At 45.9% G+C, this 24550-nt stretch carries 21 protein-coding genes; 9 read left to right on the top strand and 12 right to left on the bottom strand.

Annotated features, from left to right (window positions below):
• Positions 1-261 precede the first annotated feature (261 nt).
• From GJU87_RS03295 to GJU87_RS03265, 7 genes are all read right to left on the bottom strand, one after another.
• Entirely contained in the window at positions 262-1119 is an 858-nt protein-coding gene (locus tag GJU87_RS03295; protein WP_194831427.1) for a phosphatase PAP2 family protein, read from the bottom strand.
• Between the two features lie 62 nt (positions 1120-1181).
• The gene (locus GJU87_RS03290) at positions 1182-2174 is read right to left on the bottom strand and encodes a hypothetical protein (protein ID WP_153638190.1); all 993 of its coding nucleotides are present in this window, start codon (positions 2172-2174) and stop codon (positions 1182-1184) included.
• A 32-nt stretch (positions 2175-2206) separates the two neighbouring features.
• Positions 2207-2926 carry a hypothetical protein gene (locus tag GJU87_RS03285; RefSeq protein WP_153638189.1) on the bottom strand — a complete coding sequence of 240 codons (720 nt, stop codon included), beginning with the start codon at positions 2924-2926 and terminating at the stop codon, positions 2207-2209.
• Between the two features lie 113 nt (positions 2927-3039).
• Positions 3040-3492 carry a PepSY-like domain-containing protein gene (locus tag GJU87_RS03280; RefSeq protein ID WP_153638188.1) on the bottom strand — a complete coding sequence of 151 codons (453 nt, stop codon included), beginning with the start codon at positions 3490-3492 and terminating at the stop codon, positions 3040-3042.
• Positions 3493-3664: 172 nt separating this feature from the next.
• A complete protein-coding gene (locus GJU87_RS03275; protein ID WP_153638187.1) occupies positions 3665-4666 on the bottom strand; it encodes a hypothetical protein in 1002 nt (333 codons plus the stop codon).
• Between the two features lie 46 nt (positions 4667-4712).
• A complete protein-coding gene (locus GJU87_RS03270) occupies positions 4713-5423 on the bottom strand; it encodes a hypothetical protein (RefSeq protein WP_153638186.1) in 711 nt (236 codons plus the stop codon).
• A 258-nt stretch (positions 5424-5681) separates the two neighbouring features.
• Positions 5682-6554: a phosphatase PAP2 family protein gene (locus GJU87_RS03265; RefSeq protein ID WP_228491844.1), complete on the bottom strand. Its 873-nt coding sequence runs from the start codon at positions 6552-6554 to the stop codon at positions 5682-5684.
• A 341-nt stretch (positions 6555-6895) separates the two neighbouring features.
• Here GJU87_RS03265 and GJU87_RS03260 point away from each other — a divergent pair, with 341 nt between their 5' ends.
• The gene (locus tag GJU87_RS03260) at positions 6896-7486 is read left to right on the top strand and encodes a DUF4251 domain-containing protein (RefSeq protein ID WP_153638185.1); all 591 of its coding nucleotides are present in this window, start codon (positions 6896-6898) and stop codon (positions 7484-7486) included.
• Positions 7487-7885: 399 nt separating this feature from the next.
• Positions 7886-8464, top strand: coding sequence for a DUF4251 domain-containing protein (locus tag GJU87_RS03255; RefSeq protein ID WP_153638184.1), 579 nt, complete (start codon positions 7886-7888; stop codon positions 8462-8464).
• Positions 8465-8604: 140 nt separating this feature from the next.
• On the opposite strand, the gene GJU87_RS03250 is transcribed toward GJU87_RS03255, so the two are convergent.
• From GJU87_RS03250 to GJU87_RS03240, 3 genes are all read right to left on the bottom strand, one after another.
• Positions 8605-10290, bottom strand: a complete 1686-nt coding sequence (locus GJU87_RS03250; protein WP_153638183.1) for a SusD/RagB family nutrient-binding outer membrane lipoprotein — start codon at positions 10288-10290, stop codon at positions 8605-8607.
• Between the two features lie 19 nt (positions 10291-10309).
• The gene (locus GJU87_RS03245) at positions 10310-13408 is read right to left on the bottom strand and encodes a SusC/RagA family TonB-linked outer membrane protein (RefSeq protein WP_153638182.1); all 3099 of its coding nucleotides are present in this window, start codon (positions 13406-13408) and stop codon (positions 10310-10312) included.
• A 103-nt stretch (positions 13409-13511) separates the two neighbouring features.
• Positions 13512-14747, bottom strand: a complete 1236-nt coding sequence (locus tag GJU87_RS03240) for an ROK family transcriptional regulator (RefSeq protein ID WP_106543225.1) — start codon at positions 14745-14747, stop codon at positions 13512-13514.
• Positions 14748-15219: 472 nt separating this feature from the next.
• Here GJU87_RS03240 and nhaA point away from each other — a divergent pair, with 472 nt between their 5' ends.
• Both nhaA and ung read left to right on the top strand, forming a co-directional pair.
• Positions 15220-16563 (top strand): Na+/H+ antiporter NhaA, encoded by a 1344-nt coding sequence (gene nhaA / locus GJU87_RS03235; RefSeq protein WP_228491843.1) that lies wholly within the window; start codon positions 15220-15222, stop codon positions 16561-16563.
• A gap of 125 nt (positions 16564-16688) precedes the next feature.
• Complete coding sequence (gene ung, locus GJU87_RS03230) at positions 16689-17351, top strand: uracil-DNA glycosylase (protein ID WP_153638181.1); 663 nt, start codon at positions 16689-16691, stop codon at positions 17349-17351.
• 209 nt (positions 17352-17560) lie between these two features.
• On the opposite strand, the gene GJU87_RS03225 is transcribed toward ung, so the two are convergent.
• Positions 17561-18211, bottom strand: coding sequence for an HAD family hydrolase (locus GJU87_RS03225; protein ID WP_153638180.1), 651 nt, complete (start codon positions 18209-18211; stop codon positions 17561-17563).
• Between the two features lie 188 nt (positions 18212-18399).
• On the opposite strand from GJU87_RS03225, the gene GJU87_RS03220 reads away from it, so the two are divergent.
• Positions 18400-18984: a penicillin-binding protein activator LpoB gene (locus GJU87_RS03220; RefSeq protein WP_153638179.1), complete on the top strand. Its 585-nt coding sequence runs from the start codon at positions 18400-18402 to the stop codon at positions 18982-18984.
• Between the two features lie 97 nt (positions 18985-19081).
• Positions 19082-20488: a COG3014 family protein gene (locus GJU87_RS03215; RefSeq protein ID WP_153638178.1), complete on the top strand. Its 1407-nt coding sequence runs from the start codon at positions 19082-19084 to the stop codon at positions 20486-20488.
• A 149-nt stretch (positions 20489-20637) separates the two neighbouring features.
• Here GJU87_RS03215 and GJU87_RS03210 read toward each other — a convergent pair whose 3' ends face one another.
• Complete coding sequence (locus tag GJU87_RS03210; RefSeq protein WP_153638177.1) at positions 20638-21090, bottom strand: Dps family protein; 453 nt, start codon at positions 21088-21090, stop codon at positions 20638-20640.
• Between the two features lie 100 nt (positions 21091-21190).
• Between GJU87_RS03210 and GJU87_RS03205 the strand changes: the two genes are divergently transcribed.
• The 3 genes from GJU87_RS03205 (at position 21191) to GJU87_RS03195 (ending at position 24475) form a co-directional block, all read left to right on the top strand.
• Positions 21191-22138, top strand: coding sequence for a LysR family transcriptional regulator (locus GJU87_RS03205; protein ID WP_153638176.1), 948 nt, complete (start codon positions 21191-21193; stop codon positions 22136-22138).
• 413 nt (positions 22139-22551) lie between these two features.
• A complete protein-coding gene (locus GJU87_RS03200; RefSeq protein ID WP_153638175.1) occupies positions 22552-23739 on the top strand; it encodes an AraC family transcriptional regulator in 1188 nt (395 codons plus the stop codon).
• A 154-nt stretch (positions 23740-23893) separates the two neighbouring features.
• Complete coding sequence (locus GJU87_RS03195) at positions 23894-24475, top strand: RNA polymerase sigma factor (protein WP_153638174.1); 582 nt, start codon at positions 23894-23896, stop codon at positions 24473-24475.
• Positions 24476-24550 lie beyond the last annotated feature (75 nt).

Here is a 24550-nt window from a genome sequence, read left to right as displayed (position 1 = left end):
CGTGATTTTTCCTTCCCCTCAAGCCAGGGCATGAGAGAACACCGGCGGTTTTCCGTCCCCGGGAGCCAGGGCAACAGAGAACGCCGACGATTTTTCATCCCCGGGAGCCAGGGCAACAGAGAACGCCGACGATTTTTCGTCCCCGGGAGCCAGGGCAACGGAGAACGCCGGCGGTTTTTCATCGCCCGGAGCCGGGGCAGCAGAGAACGCCGGCGTTTTTTGTGCCGCAGGGCAAATCCAATCTTGCCGAAGTATACGCCGCTAAAACGTCATCGCCATCGACACGCCACCGCCTTTTTGATACAAAGTTGGGGCGAACACCAGGTTCCGCTTCTTTCCCCAGCGGTGTTGATGCGTCAGGTAAACGAACTCCACCGAGAGAATTCCCACGCCGGCGCCGGCCAGCACATCCGAAATCCAGTGTTTGTTATTCATCATACGCAACACGCCCACACCCGTAGCCGTTGCATACCCGGCCACACTAATCCAGGGCGAAATATGCCCGTACTCCTTGGCCAGGAAGGTAGCCGACAGGAACGCCTGCGCCGTATGCCCCGACGGAAACGAGGTGAACACGCCGCCATAGGGCCGCTCCACCCGCGTAGCATGCTTAATGCCATACACCACCACCGACATCAGCAGTTCGGCTTTGGTAAAAAGCAGGCTTTGGTTCAGAAAATCGTTGCGTCCTTTTACGCCCATCGCTCCCAGTCCCAACGTCACAACAGCCGGAGCAAACTGCAGGTAGTTGTCGGCCGAGGTGTGAAATGTCGGGTTCCAGCCATGCATGGTGTCATGAATGCGGTACTTGCTGAGCACCGTTTGCCGGGGAACCGCCATGGTCACCAGTCCGGCAGCTATCAGGCCGGTAGGAAGAATGGCTTTCTTCAGAAAGTAGTGCGCTTTGGTTCGGGTAGCCGTCTGCAGGCTATCCTGGGCATGACGGGCCTGCCAGTAGCGGGCCACATCCGTGTATTGTGCCGTATGCAAATGGAAGTCGTAGGTCAACTGGCTTCCGGTTTGATCATCATCACCTAATGCCTTCCTGAAATCATTGGAAGCCTGTGCCTGACCAATGAACATGCTCAGAAGAAAAAATAACACAATTCGATTCATCATTTTAAATGGATTTATGGATGATAAGTAATTAGTACGCTTATTCGCGACGATTGGTTGCCACATCAGAATTTAAATTGCACACTCAGGTTGAACCGGCTAACAATGTGATGGGTATCGTGAACCGGATACCAGCCGCTCATATTCGGCGAAATGGTGATACCCTTTGCCGGGTGAAATTCAATCCCGGCCAGATAGAGCCGTCCGTCCGTCAGCACATCCCATCCATCCAGCGCACCATCGTTTCGTTTCGACCAGAGCTTATCGTAGCGTACAAAGAGGTTGGAATGTTTTTTCAGTTGCATGGTGGCATAGAACGAAATCCCCGAACGGTCCTGGTCGTTCACATTGGCATGCGCCAACTGGTAATTATACTCCAGGCCGGCGGTTACTTTCGAACCGGCATAGCCCAAAAATGCGGAGTAGGTATTCTGAGAGACCCCTTTCTTCATGTAGTCGAAGTAGAAGCGGGCATACAGTTTCTTCACCGGTTGAATGGTCAGCCCGGCGGTATACATCAGGGCGCTGTCCTGCTGCAGCTTTTGGTAGCCATCGCCATTCAGCACCGACGCATCGAACTGAACATAGGGCGACCATTTCCACGCAAGTGAAGCCCCCAGGTCGGCTTCCGGGCCAAAGTGATATGCATCCATAAAGGTGCGCGCCACATAGCGGTGTCCCCAGAATTGTTCCTGCAACCGAAACTGGCTGGTCGGGATAACGCCCAACCGGAACTTCAGGTTATTGTTGTGGTACTGCAGGTAAGCGTTCTTCAATACGGCATTCAACTTGATACCACTCGTATCGGGGCTGCCCGCGTCGAAAATCACCTTGCCCGAGAACCGCTGGCTGAAGGCATATTCGTATCCCAGGTAAGCCCGCGAGATGTCGAACAATGGCTTGCCTCTGAAGTTACTCAGCCGATAGGTAAAATTGCTGAAGACCTGCACGACGGCCTTTCCGTGCGGTCGAAAATCGTCCTGCTTGGCTGGTTGCGCCATAACCATTTTGCTACCGGCCAAAAGCAACACAAGCAGGCTAAATCGGATTATTTTCATCGTGAACTATTCTGTGATAAGTAAAGGGGAGATCATAACCGGAAGCGAAGTCCGAACTGCAGATTATAAAACCGGGTATCGAGGTGCGGATGCGGGCGAAGCGGGAACGGGTGCCCCGACGTGTCCACTTTCCATCCGGTAAAGGTGGATGGCGGAGCGTTGTCGGCATCGTGAGCCAGCAGGTATTTGGCCTCGGTAAAAAAGCGGACGTGGGAAGTCAGCTTAAAGGAGACGCCGTACAGCAGCTGCATGGCCAGTTTCACACTGCGGAACATACCGGGATTTGTTTCAGTTACACCGGCGCCAATTCCCGCGCCCCAGTAACCATAACTACCGTCGTCGTCCGCTCCTTTTTTGCGAAAAGGATTTCCGGTTTTGGAAAGAAAACTCAGCAGGAACAATTTCCGCGCCTGCTCCATCCTGGTAAACGGTGGAATTTCGTTGGTGAGAAAACGAACGCCGCGGCTCTTGTTTTCCCATTTCAGATAGCTAACATCAAATCCGATGTTGTGGTGCCAATAGGTTACGCTGAGGTTCGACACCGGAGACCACGAGGATATGGCCTTCGATGTCTTCAGATTTTTCATCAGAACTCCATTTTCGTAATACCTGAATTTTAGATCCTGCCTACCGGGAATTTGCAGTCCATATCCCATACTGATGCTCAATTGGCCATAACCGGCCGAAATGGTGAGCATAAAGACCACCACCGAAACCGGAAGGGCCTTTTTCCAATTCATTGTCTGTTTCATCGATCGATCGTTACGTCAACACAGGCATCGCTTTAGGTTTGGGTTATCCGGTTTCGTTAGCGACTTGTACAGGAAAAGCAAGTTCGTTTCAACAGGAAATAATGCGCCGTGGATTAATCGTTATCCTCTCCGTCTTTCAGCATTCGCTTATGTTTCAGCACACCTTCTTTGGTCACCTGTACTTCCAGGGCCTGCTCTTTCTTCCTGAGCTCAATTTCGTACCCGGAAAAAGCGGGCGAATCGATGATGGCGACCTCTCCTGTTTTATAGCCGGCAAACTGACTGTCCAACGTATTTTTCACCGCTGCCGGAAGCGAACGCCTGCTGATTTCGGTTTCGGTTTCCAGCCAGGCACCGGCAGGATTGAATGAAGCGGAGGTTTCGGTTCCGTTCAGATAGAATTCAGCTTCCCATTCATCGGCTTCTTCCTGATTCCAGCGTACTTTTTGTGCATTGGGGAATTTCTGCGAGAAAGCATCGGCAACGGCATTCGGCAACACCGCTTTTTGTGCATGCGCACAAAGACTCATCCCTAAAAAGGCGAGCAATACAAAAGTCGTTTTCATAATTTCCTGAATTTTGATTACGACTCAAACGTAATTTTCAATTCTAAAGAAATTTTGAAGTTGACCGGGATTTCGATTTTTAGTTGCCCAATTTTCCATAAAAAAGGCTGTCCGGGAAAACAACCTTTGTCCGGGTAATATTTCTTCAATGCCTACATCGTTTGAATCCCGTTCAGAATTTGAATTCGACATTCAAATTAAAGCGGGTGACAATGTGATGCGTGTCATGCACCGGATACCAACCACTCATGTTGGGCGAAATCCTCACCCCTTTCACCGGCTGATATTCGATACCGGCTGTGTAAAGCCTTCCGTCCTCAATCACATGCCAGCCATCCGGTACCCCGCCAATATGTTTCGACATGAGCTTGTCGTAACGAAAAAAAACATCTGAGTTATTTTTCATTTTCAGGGTACCGTAGAGCGAAATTCCCGACAAGTCATGGTCCGGAACATTGCCGTGCTCCTGCTGATTATTGTATTCGAATCCGGCCGTAAAATTCTTTCCACGGTAGCCTACAAATGCTGCATAGGTCATTTGCGCTTCTATTTTTTTCATGTAGTCGAAGTAAAACCGAGCATACAGCCAGTTAATAGGATGGTAGGTTACTCCGGCAGTGTACATCAGGGTACTGTCGGCTTGCAAGTGCCTGTAGCCTTCACCGTTCAAAACTGAGAAATCAAGACTTACTTTAGGAAGAGCCTGCCACTGAAACGAAGCCCCAAGGTCGGCACTGGCACCCAATGCATACTGCTCCAGAAATGATTTGAGAATATAGCGGTGCCCCCAAAAAGCTTCCTGTAAACGGAACTGATACGTTGGAATCAATCCGAAAGCAACCCGAAAATTTTTATCGGCATATCGCAGATAAGCATTTTTCAGGTAGGCGGTCATTTGTAAACTTCCTACACCCGGGTTATCAACATCGAAGTTGATTTTTCCGAAGAATTTCTGACTGAAAGCATATTCATATCCCAGATAAGCCCGGGAAATTTCAAACGCTGGCTGCCATTTGTAGTTGGTCAGGGTATAGGTAAAATTGCTGAAAACCTGCGCAAAAACTTTACCGTGCGGTTTAAACGCTACGGTATCCTCTGCCATTTGGGGCGACTGAGCTAAAGCACTGCTTCCCATCACGAGCAGAAACAATAGAATGAGTTGAATCTTCTTCATTGTAAGTGACTGTGAAAAAAAACTTGACGATAGTGATACATTGCTGTTATAAACGGAACCTTAACCCAACCTGGAGGTCATAAAACCGGGTATCCAAATGCGGATGGGGGCGTAATGGGAAGGGATGTCCCGAAGTGTCTACTTTCCAACCGGTAAAAGTTGATGGAGGTGCATTGTCGGCATCGTGGGCCAGCAGATACCGGGTTTCGGCAAAAAGACTCCACCGCTTCCGGATTTGATAATTGACCCCGTAAAGGAGCTGCATGGCAGGTTTAATGCTTTTTTCCAGCCCCGGTGTCGTTTCCGTAACACCGACTCCAACGCCAACTCCCCAGTAGCCATATAACCGCTCAGTATTGTCACTTGCTTTTTGGATAAAAGGAATCCCTGTTTTGTGCAGAAAATCGAGTAAATACAGATTTCTCGACTGCTCCATGTGTTTAAACGGGGGAACTTCCGTTGTCTGGAATGTAATGCCTTTGCCATCATTTTTCCAATAGACATAGCTAAGTGCAAAACCGATCTTTTTGTGCCAGTAGGTCAAATCCAGGCTATTAACCGGCGACCAGGACGAAATGGCTTTTGATGTTAGCAGATTTTTAACCAGGACCCCATTTTCATAATACCTGAATTTCAAATCCTGCCGGCCGGGAGCCTGTAAACCGTACCCAACGCTAACAGTAAGTTGACTAAATCCTTTGGAAATAGTCAGAACGAAAATGACCATAGTAATGGCCACCACCCTTTTTGTTTTCATTATCAGATTTTTAACCGATTTAATTCGCAATCATGCTATTACACTTCCCGGTTAGGTAATCTGAATGTGTAGGTGTAGGCAGAGCATTATTCCCAGAAGCTCACCGATGAAGACTCTCTCTCATTAAGTGAACCCGCTCTGTTTTCGAAGTATGACAGGTCATGGCCCAAACCGCTGAATGGCCTACCATTCCCTCCCCGACTTCAGAAAATCAAGTCGACAAACAAATAGTGTATTAAAACATATGTGAGAAATTACTTAGAAGGTCATCGCCAGCGACACACCGCCACCTTTGTGATACAGCGCCGGAGCAAAGACCAGATTGTTTTTCCTTCCCCAGCGGTGCTGATGTGTCAGGTAAACGAATTCGACAGAAAGAATTCCGATTCCGGCGCCGGCCAGCACGTCGGAAATCCAGTGCTTGTTATTCATCATGCGCAATACGCCAACCCCTGTAGCAGTTGTGTATGCCCCCACGCTAATCCAGGGAGAAATGTGCCCGTATTCTTTGGCAAGAAAAGTGGCCGACAGGAATGCCTGTGCCGTATGTCCGGAAGGAAACGACGTGTATACCGGACCATAAGGACGTTCCACCTTGGAAGTTCTTTTGATTCCCTGGACCACTACCGACATCAACAATTCCGACTTGGCCAGAATCAAGCTCTGGTTGAGCAGATCATTACGGCCTTTTAAACCAGCAGCACTGAGGCCCAGCGTTATGACAGCCGGTGCATATTGCAGATAATTGTCGGCCGTTGTATGAAAATTGGGATTCCAGCCATGCATTGTATCATGAATACGGTACTTGCTGAGTACCGTTTGCTTTGGAACTGCCATGGTAACAAGTCCAGCCGCTATCAATCCGGTTGGCAGAATGGCTTTCCGGAGAAAAACAGGACAGCTTCTACCCTGGTTCTGCTGAAGACTATCGGTCTCCATTTTTTGCTGCCAGTATTCGTAAATATCGTTTTGCTTGGTTAATGCAAATTTCGCGTTCTCCGTCTCCGGCATCCTGATTTTTCCATCAGTTATTCCGGCAACGCCATCATTCTGCGTGTGAAACTTACTAGCTGCGCTGACATTCCCCAGCATCATCATCAAAAACAAAATCAACAGAAATCGATTACCCATCTTCATATATTTCATTTTAATCCGATTACCGGAATAGTCAATTCACAGATTACGAAGTCGTGACAAATTTTCCAGTTGGCTAAAGAACGTTAAAAAAATCCGATACAAAAATTAGGAAACGGTTAAAATTCATTAATCCGCTTAGGGGCACACCCAGCTACCAAACTAGCATATAACATACTATACAACAATACATTAATCATTAAAAACTCTAAAAAACTCAGCGAATCAGCCAAAGGCAGGAACGATTCGTGGTTTAAGTTTTGTATTAGACCAAAAGCACTTAAGAACAAAGAATTGGAAAAACAACAAAGTATTGTCTAACATAAAAAATTAACGTCATGAAAACAAAAGCAATTATTATGATGATGAGTATCATGCTCGGATTTGGAGTCATGACACGAAGCTATGCACAGGACACGCATACAAACGTTGAAAAGAACCTGTCGCGAAAAGCAAAAAGAGAACTACGGAAGAAAGAAAGAATGGCCGCCGACCAATTTATGTTCCAAAACGCTAAAGCTGCCCTAAAAGACGGTAATTGGGTTCTGGAAGCCAACCGGCTCATCACCAAATGGGGAAATACCATACCGGTTGACAGCAACACCAATTTTGTCGAGTTGCAAAATGGTACAGCTTATATGCAATTGGCTTTTGCCGGACACAATGGCCCCAACGGAATGGGAGGAATCACACTAAAAGGCAAGCCTACCCAAATCAAAATGAGTACCGATAAAAATGGCAACGTATACTACCAAATGTCCGTAATTGGCAATGCATTGACCGCCGACATTATTGTTCGTTTAGGAAATGGGGACAATTACGCCAGTGCCGAAGTGAACGCGATAACCAGCGGCGCACGCTTGCAATTTGCCGGACAACTGGTACCCGCAAGCGATTCATCCGTTTACCGAAGTGGAATGGATTTCTAATATTTAAAACACAACACGAATGAAAGCGAGGCCAGTAACCCCGCTTTTATTTTGCAAAACCTGATATACTCCCAACCTAAAATCATTAAAGCTCCCAAGACTAACCTTCATCTCAAAAACACCCCACAAAATCCGACATTTCTTCGGGCAGTAATTAATAAAAAGTGCTAATCGGATAAACCCGATGGTTAAAAATTATTAACCATATACACAACATGTCCGGAACACCAACAGGCAAAGATCCCTGAAAACACTGGTCAAACAAATGTTGCATTTCGAGATTTTACGATTCTTTCTAAAAAGAAGAAACAAATCGTGGTCTGGGTTTTGCGATAGTAAATATGAATGTGACAAAACGAAAAAGAACAAACGAATTATATAACATAAAAATTTAACGTCATGAAAACAAAATTACTCATTATGCTGATGGGAGTCCTGCTTGGACTAGGTACCATCACACAGGTATATGCACAAAACTCCGACCCGATGATGACGCGCCAGGAGAAAAGAGCAATGAAGAAAAAACAACGGACAGCAGCTGATATGGCTCAATTCGAACAAGCCAAACAGGCGCTCGAAAACGGCGACTGGGTACTGGAGGCCAATCGTCTTTACACCAAATGGGGTCGTTTGATCAATGTTAGCGATCAAACCAACTTCGTTTCGCTGGAGAATAACACGGCTTACATGCAGCTGGCATTTAACGGTTACACAGGCCCCAACGGACTGGGTGGAATAACACTAAAAGGAAAACCAACTCAGATTAAAATGACAGAAGATAAGAACGGAAACATCACTTATCAGATGTCGGTTATCGGTAACGCTTTGACAGCCGATATAACCGTAAGACTGAGCAAAGGGAACAACTTTGCCGATGCGGAAGTAAGCGCTGCTACAACCAGCGCCCGACTCCGGTTTGCCGGTCAATTAGTTCCGCTCGACCAATCAACCACCTACCGAAGCGGAATGGACTTCTAATACAAAAAAGATATCGATACAACCAAAAAAGCGGGGCCCGAAGGTCCCGCTTTTAATATGGTTAAAGCGAGGGAGCCGAAGCTCCCCCGGCAATCTAAACTACTAGTATCTGAGATACTGAGTGAAAGGTCAAGTTAGGTTTATTTCGCCCACCACAACTTCGTGGCTTGTACATCGGCACCCTGGCGACCAATGGCCGCTTGCAGATTGTCGTTGTTCGTACTGTACGGGCTTGAACCATAGCGCATACGCTGCGGATATGCTCCGTTCAAGTCTCCCATGGCAAAAATATCCGGATCATCCACACCTGCTGCAAGTGATGCGGGATATCCCAGCTTACGGACCACTGCCCAGGCTTCGAAACCTTCGGTATAGTTAGCCAACCAACGCTGTTCAGCAACTTTTTGCATGTCTCCGGTGCCCGTTAAGTTGGCCATTGGTGAGTTGGCAAGAAAAGTATCAATATCAGTTTGATCGACACCCCAAACCAGCATCGCCTGAGTCAAACCTTCACGATAAAGCGTGTTAGCATCCCCGGAACCATATCCATCCAGTGCCGCCTGTGCCTGCATGAAATACGATTCAGCTGTCGTCAGCACGATTTCCGGAGCGATAGGTTTCCCTTCGTTCTTCGCCTGAATGACGTATTGAGCCGGCGTACTGAAGAATTGGTAAAGGGCATAATCATAGGTAAAACCATTCAAACGAACCGGTTGGCCAATATAATACTTATCCTTTTCCAGGGAAATAACGGTTTCGCCATTTCCATTGGTCCATTCGGTATAGGTAGCACCTGCATCATCCAGCGCACTGAGGATGAAATCTTTGCGCTTCTGATACATAGCATCATTATCCGAATCCGGGTGAGGGATAGTAAGCGTATCACCACCAGCAGCTGGCTGAGCATATTTAGACAAACGTGGGTCACCATTCTTCTGCAGCAAATCAATCAGCGGCTGACTAACGGTCCAGTCTGAACCGGTACCGAAGTTGTACCATACGTCACCATAGCAGGAACTGTTCCACTGACTGATAACGTTATCTTTCGGCAATAACGCATTGTCGGACTCATCAGACAACAGCGGAGCAGAGAGAGCCTCGTTGATAGCCTGATCGACAAACGACGCACCTGAAGCACCCTTCGCGCGCAACGCCACTTTCAGCTTCAGCGTATTGGCCAGTTTCTTCCATTTCTGCAAATCACCGTTATAGAACAGGTCATTGGAGCCTAAATCCAGCTGTCCATCACCGGTTTTGGTGGCATCACCAATCAGGCTCATAGCTTCATCCAGGTCATTAATAATCCCCTGGTAAATTTCAGCCTGTGTATCAAATTTCGGCTGAAGGATGTCCAGGTTTCCACTTTCAGAATACGGAACTTCACCAAAAGTATCCGTGAATTTCTGATAATACATACTCTTCATGATAAGAGCGGTAGCATAGGTCAATGGGTTTTCCAAATCACCTCCCGGCTGCGTCAGCTGCAGGAATGTATTGATGGTACTATTGTATCCCTCATAATAATCCCATGCGGCATCGGTGTAACCGGCACTATAGGTATAACCTAATCCGTCGGACCACCAGGAACCGGAAAATCCAAAACAGAACATACCGGCATAGCGGTCGGCATGAATCAACTGTGCCCGCCAGTAGGGATATCGATTCGGAGCAAAGAGATCAACCTGCGTACGGGTAATGAAGTACTTGGCAGAGATCTGGTCTCCGAGTATTGCATTGGGGTTTTTGTTGATATCCACAAAATCGGATGTACAGTAAGTCAACCCCAATACAGCAACAATTGCTAGTAGGAATTTATTTAATTTCATAATATTCAGTCATTAACGATTAGAACTTCACATTCAGGTTGAAACCGAGACTCCGGGTCGTAGGCAAGGGATAGTACACAATCCCCTGAGAGAAAGAAGAAGTACTATAAGCTGATTCCGGATCGAAGTTGTCCACTTTCTTATAAATGAAGAAGAGGTTCCGACCCACAACGCCAAGGGAAGCACTTTTTACCACGGTACTGCTCAACCAACTACTTGGCAGATTCCATACCAGCGAAAGCTCACGCAAACGCACATTGGTCTGATCGTAAACATATTCTGAAGCGATACCACTAACGGCACCCCAATATTGTTGTGCAGTAATTTGCTTGGTATTGGTTTCCCAAACCGGGTTATCAACGGTACCAGTATTCAGAACTCCGTCGACAACTACACCGCCGTCACGATATTGCAAAGTACGCTTACTGGTACCGGCGCCATCCATTCCGGCATCTGCACCAGAGAATACTTTACCACCGAAACGTGCATCAACCAATGCACTCAACCGGAAGCTTTTATACGTCAGGGTATTACTCAAACCACCGGTCCAGTCGGGCTGATAGTTACCCAGGTAAACCTTGTCGCTACTCGACTTTGGTAAACCGTCAGCATTTACTTCAATACGACCATCATCTGTTCTGGCCCAGGTTGTACCATAAATATCACCAAATCCACCGCCTACAGTTCCTTGAACGATAATGTTTCCACTATTGGTAGTAGAGAACACATAGTTATCAGTGCCGGCAATCAATGAAACCAGTTTGTTCTTATTGGTAGCAAAGTTCACCGAAACATCCCAGGTGAGATTTTGCGTGCGTACCGGTGTTGCCCCCAGCATCGCTTCAAAACCTTTATTTTCGATCTCTCCGACATTCTCAAGCAAAGTGCTGTAACCAGTAGAAGCAGAAATCGGCACACGCATGATCAAATTCTTCGATTTAATATCATAATATGACATATCGAGATGCAAACGATTATCGAAGAACCTAAATTCACCCCCGAACTCAAGAGAAGTTACCTGTTCCGGTTTCAGATTCGGGTTAAATTTGGTCGAACTTCGTGACATAGTCGTTTCACCCAAATAAGAATCGTTTACACCTGCCAGTGAATAGGTATCGTACAACTGGTAAGGATCGGTATCGTTACCTACCTGTGCCCAACTGACACGCAGTTTGGAGTAGGTCATCGCTGAATTATCCAGCTTCAGCAGATCATTAAACAGGATCGAAGCACTAATCGAAGGATAGAAATATGACCAGTTCGATTCAGGAAGTGTAGAAGACCAGTCATTACGGGCCGATCCGTCAAGATAGAACCAACGATCATACGACAGACTAACAGTTCCATATAGTGAATTGATTTTCTTCTCTTGTAATGGAGTGAAACCAGGATTCACAACATTGGCGCTCAACAATGGAGGTCCACTGGGAATACGGAACTGAGAACCGCTAACGCTATGGCCACGATAAGTGTGGTGCATTGCGTTTCCACCGAACGAAGCATTCAAATTGATTTTTTCCGTCAAATCCTTGTTTGCCGTAAAGAGGAAATCAGCATTGGTTTCCTGAGTCTGGCTTTCATTATAACTGAACTGACCAGTTGAATAGAACCAATGTCCGTACTGGTTCACCCGCTCGATATCCATCATCGTCATATCGGTACCCACGCGAACGTAGGCAGAAAGCCAATCGGTGAACGCATACTGAATCTTGACAAATCCCTGGAAACGATCTTTCCAGTCTTTATTCTGATCGTGATAAACCATCCAGTACGGGTTCGAATTCAACGAAGTTGGGCCAATCGAACTCAGGGTTACCGGATCCTGATAATTCTTCAGGTCGTTAATGTCAACGTTTCTGGGAATATTAACGAGATAAGCCATGATACCTTCCGTCCCCAGATTCGGACGGTTCTTACCATACTGCTTGAAATAAGTGGCTTTCGCATCTACCGTCAGCTTATCAGTTAGTTTAGCAAAAGCCCTGAGGTTGAAGTTATTCCTCTCAATTTTTGAGTTGGGAATGATGGAATTAATCTGCGAATTAGTATAAGAGAAACGCATATTAATTTTATCATTTCCTCCATCCAAAGCCAAGGTGTTGATGGTCGTAAAACCGGTATCGAAGAAATTCTTCACATTGTCAGGCTGCGGACTATACGGACGATTCTCGCCGGTATAATACAATTGGCTGGAACCATCCATTCTGGGTCCCCATGAACCACCACTCTGCTTCAACAGATCGACAGTAGAAGGAATCGCTCCCTGTGTTCCCTGCCCATACTGATTCTGATAATCAGGAAGCAACATCGGGTTCTCGAAAGTGGTGTTTGATGTAATACTTACGCCAATACCTTTCCGGGAAGATCCTTTCTTGGTGGTAATCATGATAACGCCATTAGCTGCACGCGAACCATAAAGTGCGGCGGCGTTAGGACCTTTCAACACCGAAATCGAAGCAATGTCATCGGGGTTGATGTCACCGATACCACTACCATAGTCCGATTTGGAATATTCTCCGGTGTTCGCTTCGTTAGCCGAACCGAAACCTGAGTTATCCATCGGCACACCATCAACCACATAAAGCGGCTGGTTATTACCGGTTAGCGAGTTGTTACCACGAATGATCACCCGGGAACTACTACCCGGTCCGAAGGAGCCTTGTGTAATGGTTACACCGGCTACACGACCTGACAGTGAGTTTATCGGGTTAGCATCCTTCACGGTCGACACTTCGTCACCTTTGACTTCGCTAACTGCATACCCCAGCGATTTCTTTTCGCGGGTAACACCAAGCGCTGTGACAACAACTTCATCAACTGCCACATCCTTGGATTTCATTGTAACATCAATGGTCGAACGACCATTCACGGGAATTTCCTGGGTTTCCATACTAACAAATGAAAACACCAAAGTAGCATCTCCCGATTGTACAGTAATGGAGTAATTACCATCGGCATCCGTAATGGTACCGTTGTTTACTCCTTTCTCAACGACCGTTAACCCGGGTATGGGTTGACCGTCGGACTCGGAAACAACTGTTCCTGTAACCGTGTGCTGGGCATATGCACTACTAATGAGTGCAAGGCACACACCAAAAGCCAAAACAATCTTTCGCATAGAGTTTGGGTGTTTTGTGGTTAGAAAACCATACTATTAAACATATAACAAATACAAATAACAGCTTTGCAATAGCAAATGACAGGACTGCTATATTGCTTATTTACTTGAGTTCATCCATTGCGTCACCAAAAACCTTTTGGAAAAGCATGGCAGCTATCCCGAGCAAACCCGAGTGCTCATCAATCTCAGAAATTTCGAGACGTACGTTACTGCAGATATTTTCCAGACAATACTGGTTTAAGGACTGTTGGATTGGTGTCATTATGTATTGGTTGGCTTGTGAAATAGGACCACTCAGGACAATCAATTCCGGGTTAAGCAATTGAATCAGAATGGAAAGTCCCTTTCCTAAAGCACTGCCTACTTGATTTAAAATAGATATAGCGAATTCATCTCCTCCACGGGCGGCACTAACCACATCTTCCGCCTGCATCTCCTCCGGATTATTCTTGAAGATCCGGGTCAGCTGTGATATCGTACCATTTTTAACGCCATTCTTCGCCAGGCTAAGTAGTTTATGAGCCGATGCCATGGTTTCGATACATCCCCGTTTGCCGCAAATACACAGTTCGCCTTCGTCCTCCAGCCTGATGTGACTAAACTCGCCGGCAAATCCTCTCGAACCGCTATAAAGCTGACCATTGAGAATCATGCCGAGTCCCAATCCCCAGCTCCAGTTCAGCACAACCGAGTTCGTGGTATTTTGCGCTTTCCCGAAAACAAATTCACCAAAGGCCTGCATTCGGGCATCGTTGTCGATGTAAACAATCTTTTGAAATTTGGCACCGAAACGCTTTTTTACATTTCGTAAAGAGGGATTCTTGATGGTATAATTGATTCCTTCCACCGAATCTATCAGCCCGGGCATATCAACGCCCACTGCCACAATCTTATCCTCCGAGATACCCGCATCACGAACCATTTCCGTTGCTGTTTCGTGAAGTTTATCGACCAACCTGGGATCGTCGATATTGGTTTCAATAAACCGGATGGGGGTTACTTCTTCGTTGTGGCAATTAAAAACGGTAGCTTTAGCTTTATAACGTCCCATATCGACGGCAACGATATAAAAAGCTTCAGCCACTAAACTGTAAAGAGCCGGTTTCCGCCCTCCGCGCGACTCGCCAATACCGCTGGTCTCAACCGCTTTCAGTGCGATTAATTCATCGAGCAATGTTTTAGTCGTAGGCAGGCTGATATGAACCTCCTTACTTAAATCAGATGCCGACAGCGAACGATGCTCATACAACAAACTTAGTATCTGCATGCGCTGACGATAGCGTTTGATACCATTCACTGTCAATCTTCGGCTTTCCTCTTTACTTATCAGAATCATTTATCGCGTTTCCAATATTTGCAGGTACTAATTAAAGATAATTTTACATTTAAGTCAAGTCATTGTTAAAATTTTTTAAAAAGATTTAAGAGTTGTGCATGTTTACACAGAAGTTCTTGTATTAACAACAATACCCGAAACAAGTACTAGTGAATCTGAACATTTTGAATTATTTGCGCATCTCAAACTTCTCTTAATTCATCTGCACGAAACAGAACAATTGTGACGAATCATCGCTAAAGCTCTTTACCAGCCTTTGCTAATTATCTACATACAAATACACTAATAGAGCGATTCAATACTTACCAACTACCGCTATATTTTTGTCAAACTTCACCGGTTATTTTTTGTTATCTTGTATCAGGTAGTCTGATCTGAAATTTTCCCGGGAGGGGGAATTTCGTACCTTAGCAGGGTTATTTCTCAGGCCGCTTGGTCAAAAATTTTCTTAACCTGACGACAATTTCACCTTATGCAGGAAATGGTTCCTAAAAGAGTTATCCAGGCGTCACGCCGGAGATTTCACCAATTTCTCGAGAATGACGCCTCGGGAGGTATTTTGCTCATCGTCTGTACCATCATTGCGCTACTTTGGGCCAACTCAGCCTTTCACTACACATACGAACACCTGTGGCATACCGAAATTGCCCTGAAAGTGGGCAGTTTCGAAGTTGGGATGCACCTGCTGCATTGGGTTAACGATGGCTTGATGGCCATTTTCTTTTTTGTAGTTGGCCTGGAAATCAAACGCGAAGTGATCGCCGGTGAATTGTCGAGCATGCGGAAAGCGGCACTTCCGGCATTGGGAGCCTTAGGAGGCATGATATTACCCGCACTGTTATTCTCGGCCCTCACATTAGGAAAAGACGGTGCACAAGGCTGGGGAATACCGATGGCAACCGATATTGCCTTTTCACTGGGAATTTTGAGTCTGCTGGGAAAACGAGTTCCGCTTTCGCTGAAAATTTTCCTGGTAGCGCTTGCCATTGTCGACGACCTTGGAGCTATCATGGTCATAGCCATATTCTACTCATCGAACCTCCAACTGGAATACCTGATGCAGGCATTGGCACTGATTTCCCTGTTGCTTATCCTCAACTGGATGAGAGTACGCAAGCCATGGGTTTACGTCGTTATCGGAACCGTTGTCTGGTATTTCTTCCTGAAATCGGGTATTCATGCCACCATTGCCGGTGTATTGGTAGCCTTTACCGTTCCGGTTCGCCGGAATCTGATGACAAATGAATTCAACGACCATGTCGACAAATTCAACATGTGCGACGATTGTGCCACATCATACACCCTTCCCGACCAGGAAATACATAAACTCGATAATCTGAAGCGACAGATAAAGATGGTTCAGAGCCCGGCTCAACGCATCGAACACATGATGCACAAAATGGTGAACTATTTCATTATGCCGGTATTTGCACTCGGTAACGCAGGTGTTGTGCTCGATGGAAGCAACATGGGACCGTACGGCTATTTGAGCCTGAGTGTGGCCCTGGCGCTATTTGTTGGAAAAGCGTTGGGTATTACACTACTTTCGTGGGGCGGTGTGAAAATTGGATTAGCCGAGTTGCCGCAAAATATCAAATGGTCGCATATGTTTGGAGTCGCTATCCTGGGAGGCTTGGGCTTCACCATGTCGCTCTTTATTTCCAACCTGGCCTACTTCGACCTTTCGATGCTAAACGCTGCAAAACTGGGTGTTTTAGGCGGTTCGCTGGTAGCCGGGGTCGTCGGCTATTTGCTGTTGTCCCGGATTCTTCCACGACCGAAAAATGAAGAATTCAGTTATCCGGTGGAACCGTGATAATAATGAACCGTGAACAATAAAAATAAACAATAAAGGCTGAAGACCAGGCTCAGGAGAAGGCAAAGGCGAAAAAAATCAGAATAAGATTAAGTCTAAAATCTTGAATCTAACATCTCTTTTTTATGGATGTCAAAATAGAAGAAAGCTGGAAGAATGTATTATACGAAGAATTCGATCAACCCTATTTTGAATCGTTGGTGAAATTTGTCAAAGATGAATATGCCCAACACACCATCTATCCTCCCGGGAAGAAAATGTTCAATGCTTTCGATTCCTGCCCGTTCGATCAGGTAAAAGTGGTGGTACTCGGACAAGATCCCTATCACGGCCCCGGCCAAGCACACGGACTTTGCTTTTCCGTTCAGGATGGAATCGCTTTTCCACCCTCTCTGCAGAACATCTTCAAAGAGTTAAACAACGATTTGAATATTCCTGCACCCCAAAGCGGTAATCTTGAGCGATGGGCACATCAGGGAGTTTTCCTGCTCAATGCCACATTAACGGTCCGGGCTCGTCAGGCCGGTTCGCATCAAAACAAAGGTTGGGAGACTTTTACTGACGCAGTGGTCCGGAAACTCGCTGATGAAAAGGAAAACCTTGTTTTCTTACTGTGGGGAGCTTACGCCCAACGCAAAGGCGAGTTCATCGATACCAATAAACATCTCGTGTTAAAAGCACCTCACCCATCACCTTTTTCAGCCGACCGCGGCTTTTTCGGCTGCCGCCACTTCAGTAAAACAAATGCCTACCTGGAACAACATGGGAAAACTCCGATCGAGTGGTAGAAGAAATGCTGAATTCCAAATGTTTCATTTTAAAATTAACTGAAAATAGAAAAGACCGTTGATTATTGTTGGTACGAACGAAGATTCCCTGGGATATGAAATCAATTCAATCCCGATTTCCCGGGAGAACATTCGGCATTCAAAGTTTTCAGCCTCTCTTGTTCACGTAATCTCCATCTATCCTCTTTGCCTTTTCCTGCCCCTCTGCCTTAATTTTCCATCAACAGATCGCCCAGCTCCTCTACCGAGTCAACCAGTTTCCAGGCTCCGTTTTCCTGAAGCTCTCCGACTGAACCGTATCCGTAGGTAACGCCAACCGCTTTTATGTTGTGTGTTGAAGCTCCTTTCATATCGTGCAGCCGATCACCAATCATTATTGATTCCTCCGGAACAATGCCATATACCTGGATAAGAAATTCAATCACTTCCGCTTTATGATTACGGGTACCATCGAGTTCCGGGCCGGAAATTCCATCGAAAAACGGCAGCAATCCAAAATGACGGAGAATTTCGGTAGCGTATACCTTGGGTTTGCTGGTGGCGAGATAGATCTTCTTTCCTGCCGCTTTAACAGATGAAAGCAATTCGGGAATTCCCTCATATAACTCATTTTCATACATTCCCTTTTCGGGAAAATAAACCCGATACAGTTCAACTGCTTCGTCAGCTTCTTCATCCGTAAGGGAAAAATGATGTTTGAACGAATCGTGCAGAGGCGGACCAATAAAAGAAAGGAGTGTCTCTTCTTTAGGCGCTTCAATATTCATTTCGCGCAAAGCATAAAGAATGGAGTTGAAAATTCCCTCTTTAGGATCGGTAAGCGTGCCATCTAAATCAAAAAGGATGTTCCGGAAGCTCATGAGTGTTTTCGGGCAAAGATAAAAAAGTAAGAAAAGCTTCTTCTATTTAGCTCCAGAGTTTTCCTTTGCGACAATTTGAACGAGTCGTGGTTAGATAACGTGGCATAATTCGAACAATCGTCTTAACTTACGGTATATATTTTGTAAAAGAGAAAACCGAAAGTAGATTGTAACCAAAAGGAATCATCATGAAAAGACAAATTCAATTATTTGGCCTGATAACTTTTGCCCTGATACTGGGCTCCTGTTCACGACAAGTAACCCGTGTAGCCACCGATCAGGCTATCGATCTGAGCGGTCGCTGGAACGATACTGACTCGCGACTCACTGCACAAGCACTCACCGAACAAGTGCTCAATCAACGCTGGCTCGACGATTTTGAACGAGCACACGGACGCAAACCTGTTGTGGTTGTAGGACTGGTTTATAACAAATCGCACGAACACATCGATACCGATACATACATTAACGACATCGAGCGGTCGTTTATCAACAGTGGGAAAGTGCGCCTTGTACAGGCTGGCGCCAAACGCGACGAGCTTCGTGCCGAACGTCAGGATCAAAACACTTATGCCTCGCCGGGCACAGCAGCCAAGTGGGGACGCGAACTGGGTGCCGACTTTATTATGCAGGGAGATATCAGCTCTATCGTCGATTCGTACAAACGCGAAAAAGTCATTTTCTACCAGGTAAACGAAGAGCTGACTAATCTCGAAACCAATGAAGTTGTTTGGATGGGCGAAAAGAAAATTAAGAAAGCCGTCCGCAACTAAAATTCGTATCAAAAAAAATAAAACAGCCCTGTTCCGGTAACCGGAAAACACGGGGCTGTTTTCCCATTTCCGCAAACTTGTCAAACCCTTTCCCGGCATGAAGAAAATATTTTTCCTTACCGGAGTGTGTCTTTTTCCGTTGTTGCTTTTCACCGGATGTGCCACCTATTACCAGAAAAATCAGGCATTTTACCAGGCATTCGAAAGTGGCAACATCGAAAATGCCGAGAAAATCATTCAGCAGTCGGAGAAAAAGGTAAAACCCAAAGACCGGTTGCTCTACCTGCTCAACCGCGGAGTTACCACACGGATGCTGGGCGATTACCGCGAAAGCATCAAGCTGTTTGGCGAGGCTGACCACATGATTGAAGACTACAGCACCAATTACGGCGCTGAAGCGCTGGCCCTGGTCACCAATCCGATGGCTACCCCTTACCGGGCGGAAGACTTCGAGAAAGTGCTCATCCACTTTTACCAGGCCCTCAACTACATCGACCTGAAGCAATACGACGATGCGCTGGTGGAATGCCGCAGAATCAACATTCAGCTGCATGAGATAAACGACAAGTATCCCGACCACAAGAACCGGTACCAGGACGATGCCTTTGCGCATCTTCTCACCGGCCTCATATACGATGCCCTGAAAGATTATAACAATGCCTTCATCTCCTACCGGAATGCTTACGATGTTTATCAAAGTAGTTACGCTAAAAATTTCGGGTTGACAGCCCCCGAACAACTGAAACATGATTTGGTCCGAACCGCAGCGCTAACCGGCTTCACCGAGGAACAACATCAATACGAAGATCAGTTTGGCTTTCAGTATCAGCCAACCGATTCCGTCGGCTCGTCAGTAATTTTCTTTTGGCTTAACGGATTGGGTCCGGTGAAAAGTGAATGGTCTGTGAACTTTGCCATGGTAAAGGGCGAGGGAGGCTGGGCAAACTTTGTGAACGACCAGTACGGACTCTCATTCCCAGTCTACATAGGCGATCTCACATCTAGTAAAAAATCAGAGCTCGACGATTTACGTATCATCCGGGTGGCCATGCCCCGCTACTCCGACCGGCGACCAGTATACAACTCTGCTACTTTAACAACGGCTTCAGGGAAAACCTATCAACTTGAATTAGCAGAAAACATCGATGCGATAGCACACAAAACATTGCACGACCGCTTGCTGCGCGAAATGGGAAAAGCGATCTTGCGACTGGCCGTCAAGAAAGGAATTGAAGCAGCTGCCAGCAAAAAGAACGACGCACTCGGCATGTTGGTCAGTCTGGCAAACGCGGTCACTGAAAAAGCAGACACCCGCAACTGGCAGACTCTGCCTTACGAGGTTGGCTACATCCGTGTTCCGCTTCATAACGGACAGAATCATCTCACTCTGCATCTGTCGCCTGCTGTTGGCAAACCAACCGAAACTTTCGATGTAGACGGACAAAGCGGTGAAACGCGATTCATCACTTACCATACATTAGAAAGCTCACCACCGCAACCATAAAGAAAAGGGCACCTGCCAAAGCAGATACCCTCGGGGTTGTTACTATCAGAATATGGGAACAGAACTTATTCCTTTAATAATCTGCTCAATAAAACTAGTTATCTTCCCATCCCATATTGTGTAGCAGTGTCTGTTTAAAAAGCTTTACTTCAAGATAAGGTAGCGTTCAGCATCCACAGCTTCTTCTCGGTAGAGGCAATAAATTCGCTAAACAACGCGACGGTTCCCTCGTCACCAATGTTCGAAGCAGCTTCCAGTATTTCGCGGTACTCGCCGAGCAAATGCTCAAAGTTTTCAACAGTTATTTTCAGTGTTTCTTTACCACGAGGCACCTCGGCAACCGGTTCGATACTGGTCTGATCGAGGTATTCGCTAAACTGGTGATACGGCACGCCGTCCAACGTAAGGATTCTTTCGGCCACGTCGTCCACCACATCAGCCAACTCGGTATAAAATCCTTCAAACATCTTATGTTGCTGGTAAAAATCGGGGCCTTTAATCAGCCAGTGCATCGCCCGCATGTTTTGATAAACGATTTGCAGGTCGGCCAGTACATTATTCAATTGCGCTACTACGTTGTTGTTTGTTCTTTTTGTTTCCATGATTCGATATTTAAATTGTTTGTTTCCGTTTTTGATATTCCAAAGGTGATATTTTCTATTTTTATAAATATTTATACATCCATAAGTAAAAGATTATACAATGACACTTTTGCAATTATCATACGTCCTGGAGTTGAGCCAACATGATTCTTTCTCGCTGGCAGCGAAAAGACTGCACATCTCACAACCGGCCCTCAGTCTGCAAATCCGTAAACTCGAGGAAGAGCTGAGCATGCAATTGTTCAAGCGCTCTCCAAACCGTATAACACTTACCGCAGAAGGAGAAATCTTTGCCGAACAGGCACGGGAACTGTTGCTATTGGCCGATAAATTGAAAGATTTGCCATTCGAGCTGGAGAAAAAGCCGGAGGGAGAACTCCGGATCGGAGTCATCTCAACACTTGCACCCTATTGGTTTACCATGTTTCTCGACCAGTTCACTCAGAAATATCCCGACATCCGGCTAACGGTAAAGGAATTAAAGACCGAAGAGATTATCACCCAACTGAAAAACGGCCTGTTGGATGCAGGCTTCATCTCCACTCCGGTGTCGGCGCCGGGAATGGTCTTCCGTCCGCTTTTCTATGAGAAATTCTACCTCTATGTATCCGAACAGCACGAGTTGTATTCAGCTGAAAGCATTGATTTAAACAACGTTGATTTGAAAGAGATGTGGTATCTGCAGGAAGGAAACTGCTTTCAAAACCAGGTCGATTCGGTATGTGTGTATGCGAAAGAACCCGGCGAGTACCAGAATATCGTCTATCTGTCCAACTCCATCGAATCGCTTTGCCGAGTGGTGGAAAACAGCGGCGGTATTACTTTCATTCCTGAAATGGCCACCCTTTCGGTAAGTCCTGAAAAAGAGCAAATGATGAAAGAAATAGCCGGAACACCACCAGTTCGTGAGATCAGTTTGGTTACCACCCGTATATCAAAAAGTAACCGCCTGATCGAGTTTCTTTTGCAGGAAGCGTTAAACGTAGTTCCCAAACGAATGCTGGCCAGTCCGGTAGAGAAGACATTGGACACCGGATTGCGTTTTTAAATTCCAATCGCGTTCATCCCTAATTCGCGTATCAACAGCATTGACGAATGGCCCGAATGAAGAAGGGTGCCCCCCCGGAACACCCTTCATGTGCAGATGGCACAAACATTTGCCTTTCACCTGAATTGTAACCTAAGCACAAAACTCAATGTGTAATGTGAACCAAGTTGCCACCTGCAGCTGTGACAGACACAAACGACAGGAGAGAGAAACAGGTGTATCTACTCCAAAAAACACCCAAAAAAATACTGTATTCATTTACCTTAATGCATTTGAAAGTATGACAAAAAGATTATTTGTATCTTGCAGAAGGTAAAAACCAATTTTCAATTGGTACATTTTTCTTCCCCCTTAGGTAGTTGATCTCATTTGGTCGCATTCAAGAATTAATTGACTTACTGCACTAACAGCTTATGATACGATATTTGGCTGTGCTCAATCCGCTTTACGCGACCCTTTTTTGGGCGATCGTGCTTACCATCGGAACGCTCCGGATAAACCGGGCCAAGTTTATGCTTGGCATGTTCATGATGGTGGCATTTTTTCTTTACCTGGGGCATGCTTTTTACTTTACCCGTAATTTTCAGATTTTCACGTGGTATGAATGGATCTACACGCTCACCAGTTTAGCTGTATTTCCGATGTATTACCACTACGTACGCTTACTGACAGTGGAAACCCGGCTAAAGCCTTCAGATCTGCTTCACTACCTTCCCGGAGTTATCGTGGCGGTCGCCAGTCTGTTTCTGATTATTTTCATGGGACCAATCAACCGACTCGCCTATATTCACCACTTAGAACATGGCTCACATTCTTTTTACCTCTCCGGCAACCCCTGGATTGATGCCTACCAAATGCTCTTCCTGCTGAGCCGACTAGTATTTGGCATTCAAATATTCGCCTACCTGATACTAAACATACGACTCATCAGACATCATAAAGAGAATATTGCTCAATATTATTCCAACCCCGAAGAGCTGAATCTCAATTGGGCGCAGCTGATGTATATTTTTCTGTTGCTTACCTCGTTGGCAGGTTTCATCTTCAATGCCCTTGGGCGTAGCACATTTCTCGACAACAGTGTGAAATTGCTCATTCCGTCATTCATTTTTTCCGTCTTACTGTTTGTTATCGGATACCTGGGAAACCGGCAAGATCAGATCGTTAGTCAGATTGTCAAACTCGACGAAATGTACCCCCAGGAAGAACGTCCGGAAAAGGAACCCAACGATGTGGTAGTTAAGTTGGAGGAATATTTTACCTCAGAAAAAGCTTACCTCAACAAAGACCTGAAAATTTGGGAAGTGTCAAAAATGATTAATAGTAACCGAACCTATGTTTCGGGCATCATCAACAAACACTACAGGATGAATTTTTGCACGTATGTTAACCATCACCGTGTGAAGGAAGCCCGACGGATGCTCGAAACCGAATCGTTCGACGGCTATACGCTGGAACATATTGGCGATCTGTCCGGATTCGGATCGTTGAATTCCTTCATCCGCGCATTTCAAAAAGAAACCGGCATTACTCCCGGCAAATACCGCGAGGATCGCAAGGTCAGGAAAAGCGACCAATCCTTTGCCCATATCAACACATAAGTACATTACTCCCTCTCGATTCGTCACAATAACAAAATGTCGGGCTATTTTCGTGTCACCTCTTTAATTGAAGATGTAATTTTTTTTTCTCACTTTTACCAATTAAAATCGCAGGTTCAGCAACCTAACACGTGCGGTTATCTTAACATAAGAGATGAACGAAACTACAGACCTGAAGCTAATATCCAGCCTAAAAAAAGGAGATCACGAGGCATTCGACGCGCTGTACGGAAGATATGCCGAAGGGTTGTACGCCTTTGTAACAAGCATCCTGAAAAATCCGTCCGACGCGGAAGAGATCGTGCAAAATGTATTCGTCAAGGTTTGGGAACGTCGTAATACCATCGAAGAAAAATTCTCGTTCAAATCTTACCTGTTTACCATTGCCTACCGGGACGTCATTACCCAGTTGAGGAAACAAAATCTGCTGGCCTCCATTCAAATAAATAACAATCAAGAGTTTCCGGTAAATGATGACAATGCAGAGCTGGAAATCGAGTTCTTCAACATCGATAAGATATACCATGACATTCTGGAAAAACTGCCGGAAAAACGAAAAGAAATATTCCTGTTAAGCCGGGAAAAAGGATTATCGAACAAAGAGATTGCCGAGCAGTTGAGCATTTCGGTAAAAACTGTCGAAAATCAGATGACCGCAGCTTTGCGTACCTTCCGGGAGAAACTGTCACAATACGGCATCCTGGGCGTGTTATTTTTCTTCCTTTTTGTTCGGTAACACCGAAAACCAAACAGACTACCAGAACAGCTAAGCCTTTACTCAGAAAAGAAAACGGAGCCCCCATCCCAAGAA

It is taken from the genome of Prolixibacter sp. NT017, assembly GCF_009617875.1.
GTDB lineage: Bacteria > Bacteroidota > Bacteroidia > Bacteroidales > Prolixibacteraceae > Prolixibacter.
The sequence above is the reverse complement of the archived record's forward strand: the minus strand, read 5'-3'. Positions and strand labels throughout refer to the sequence as shown.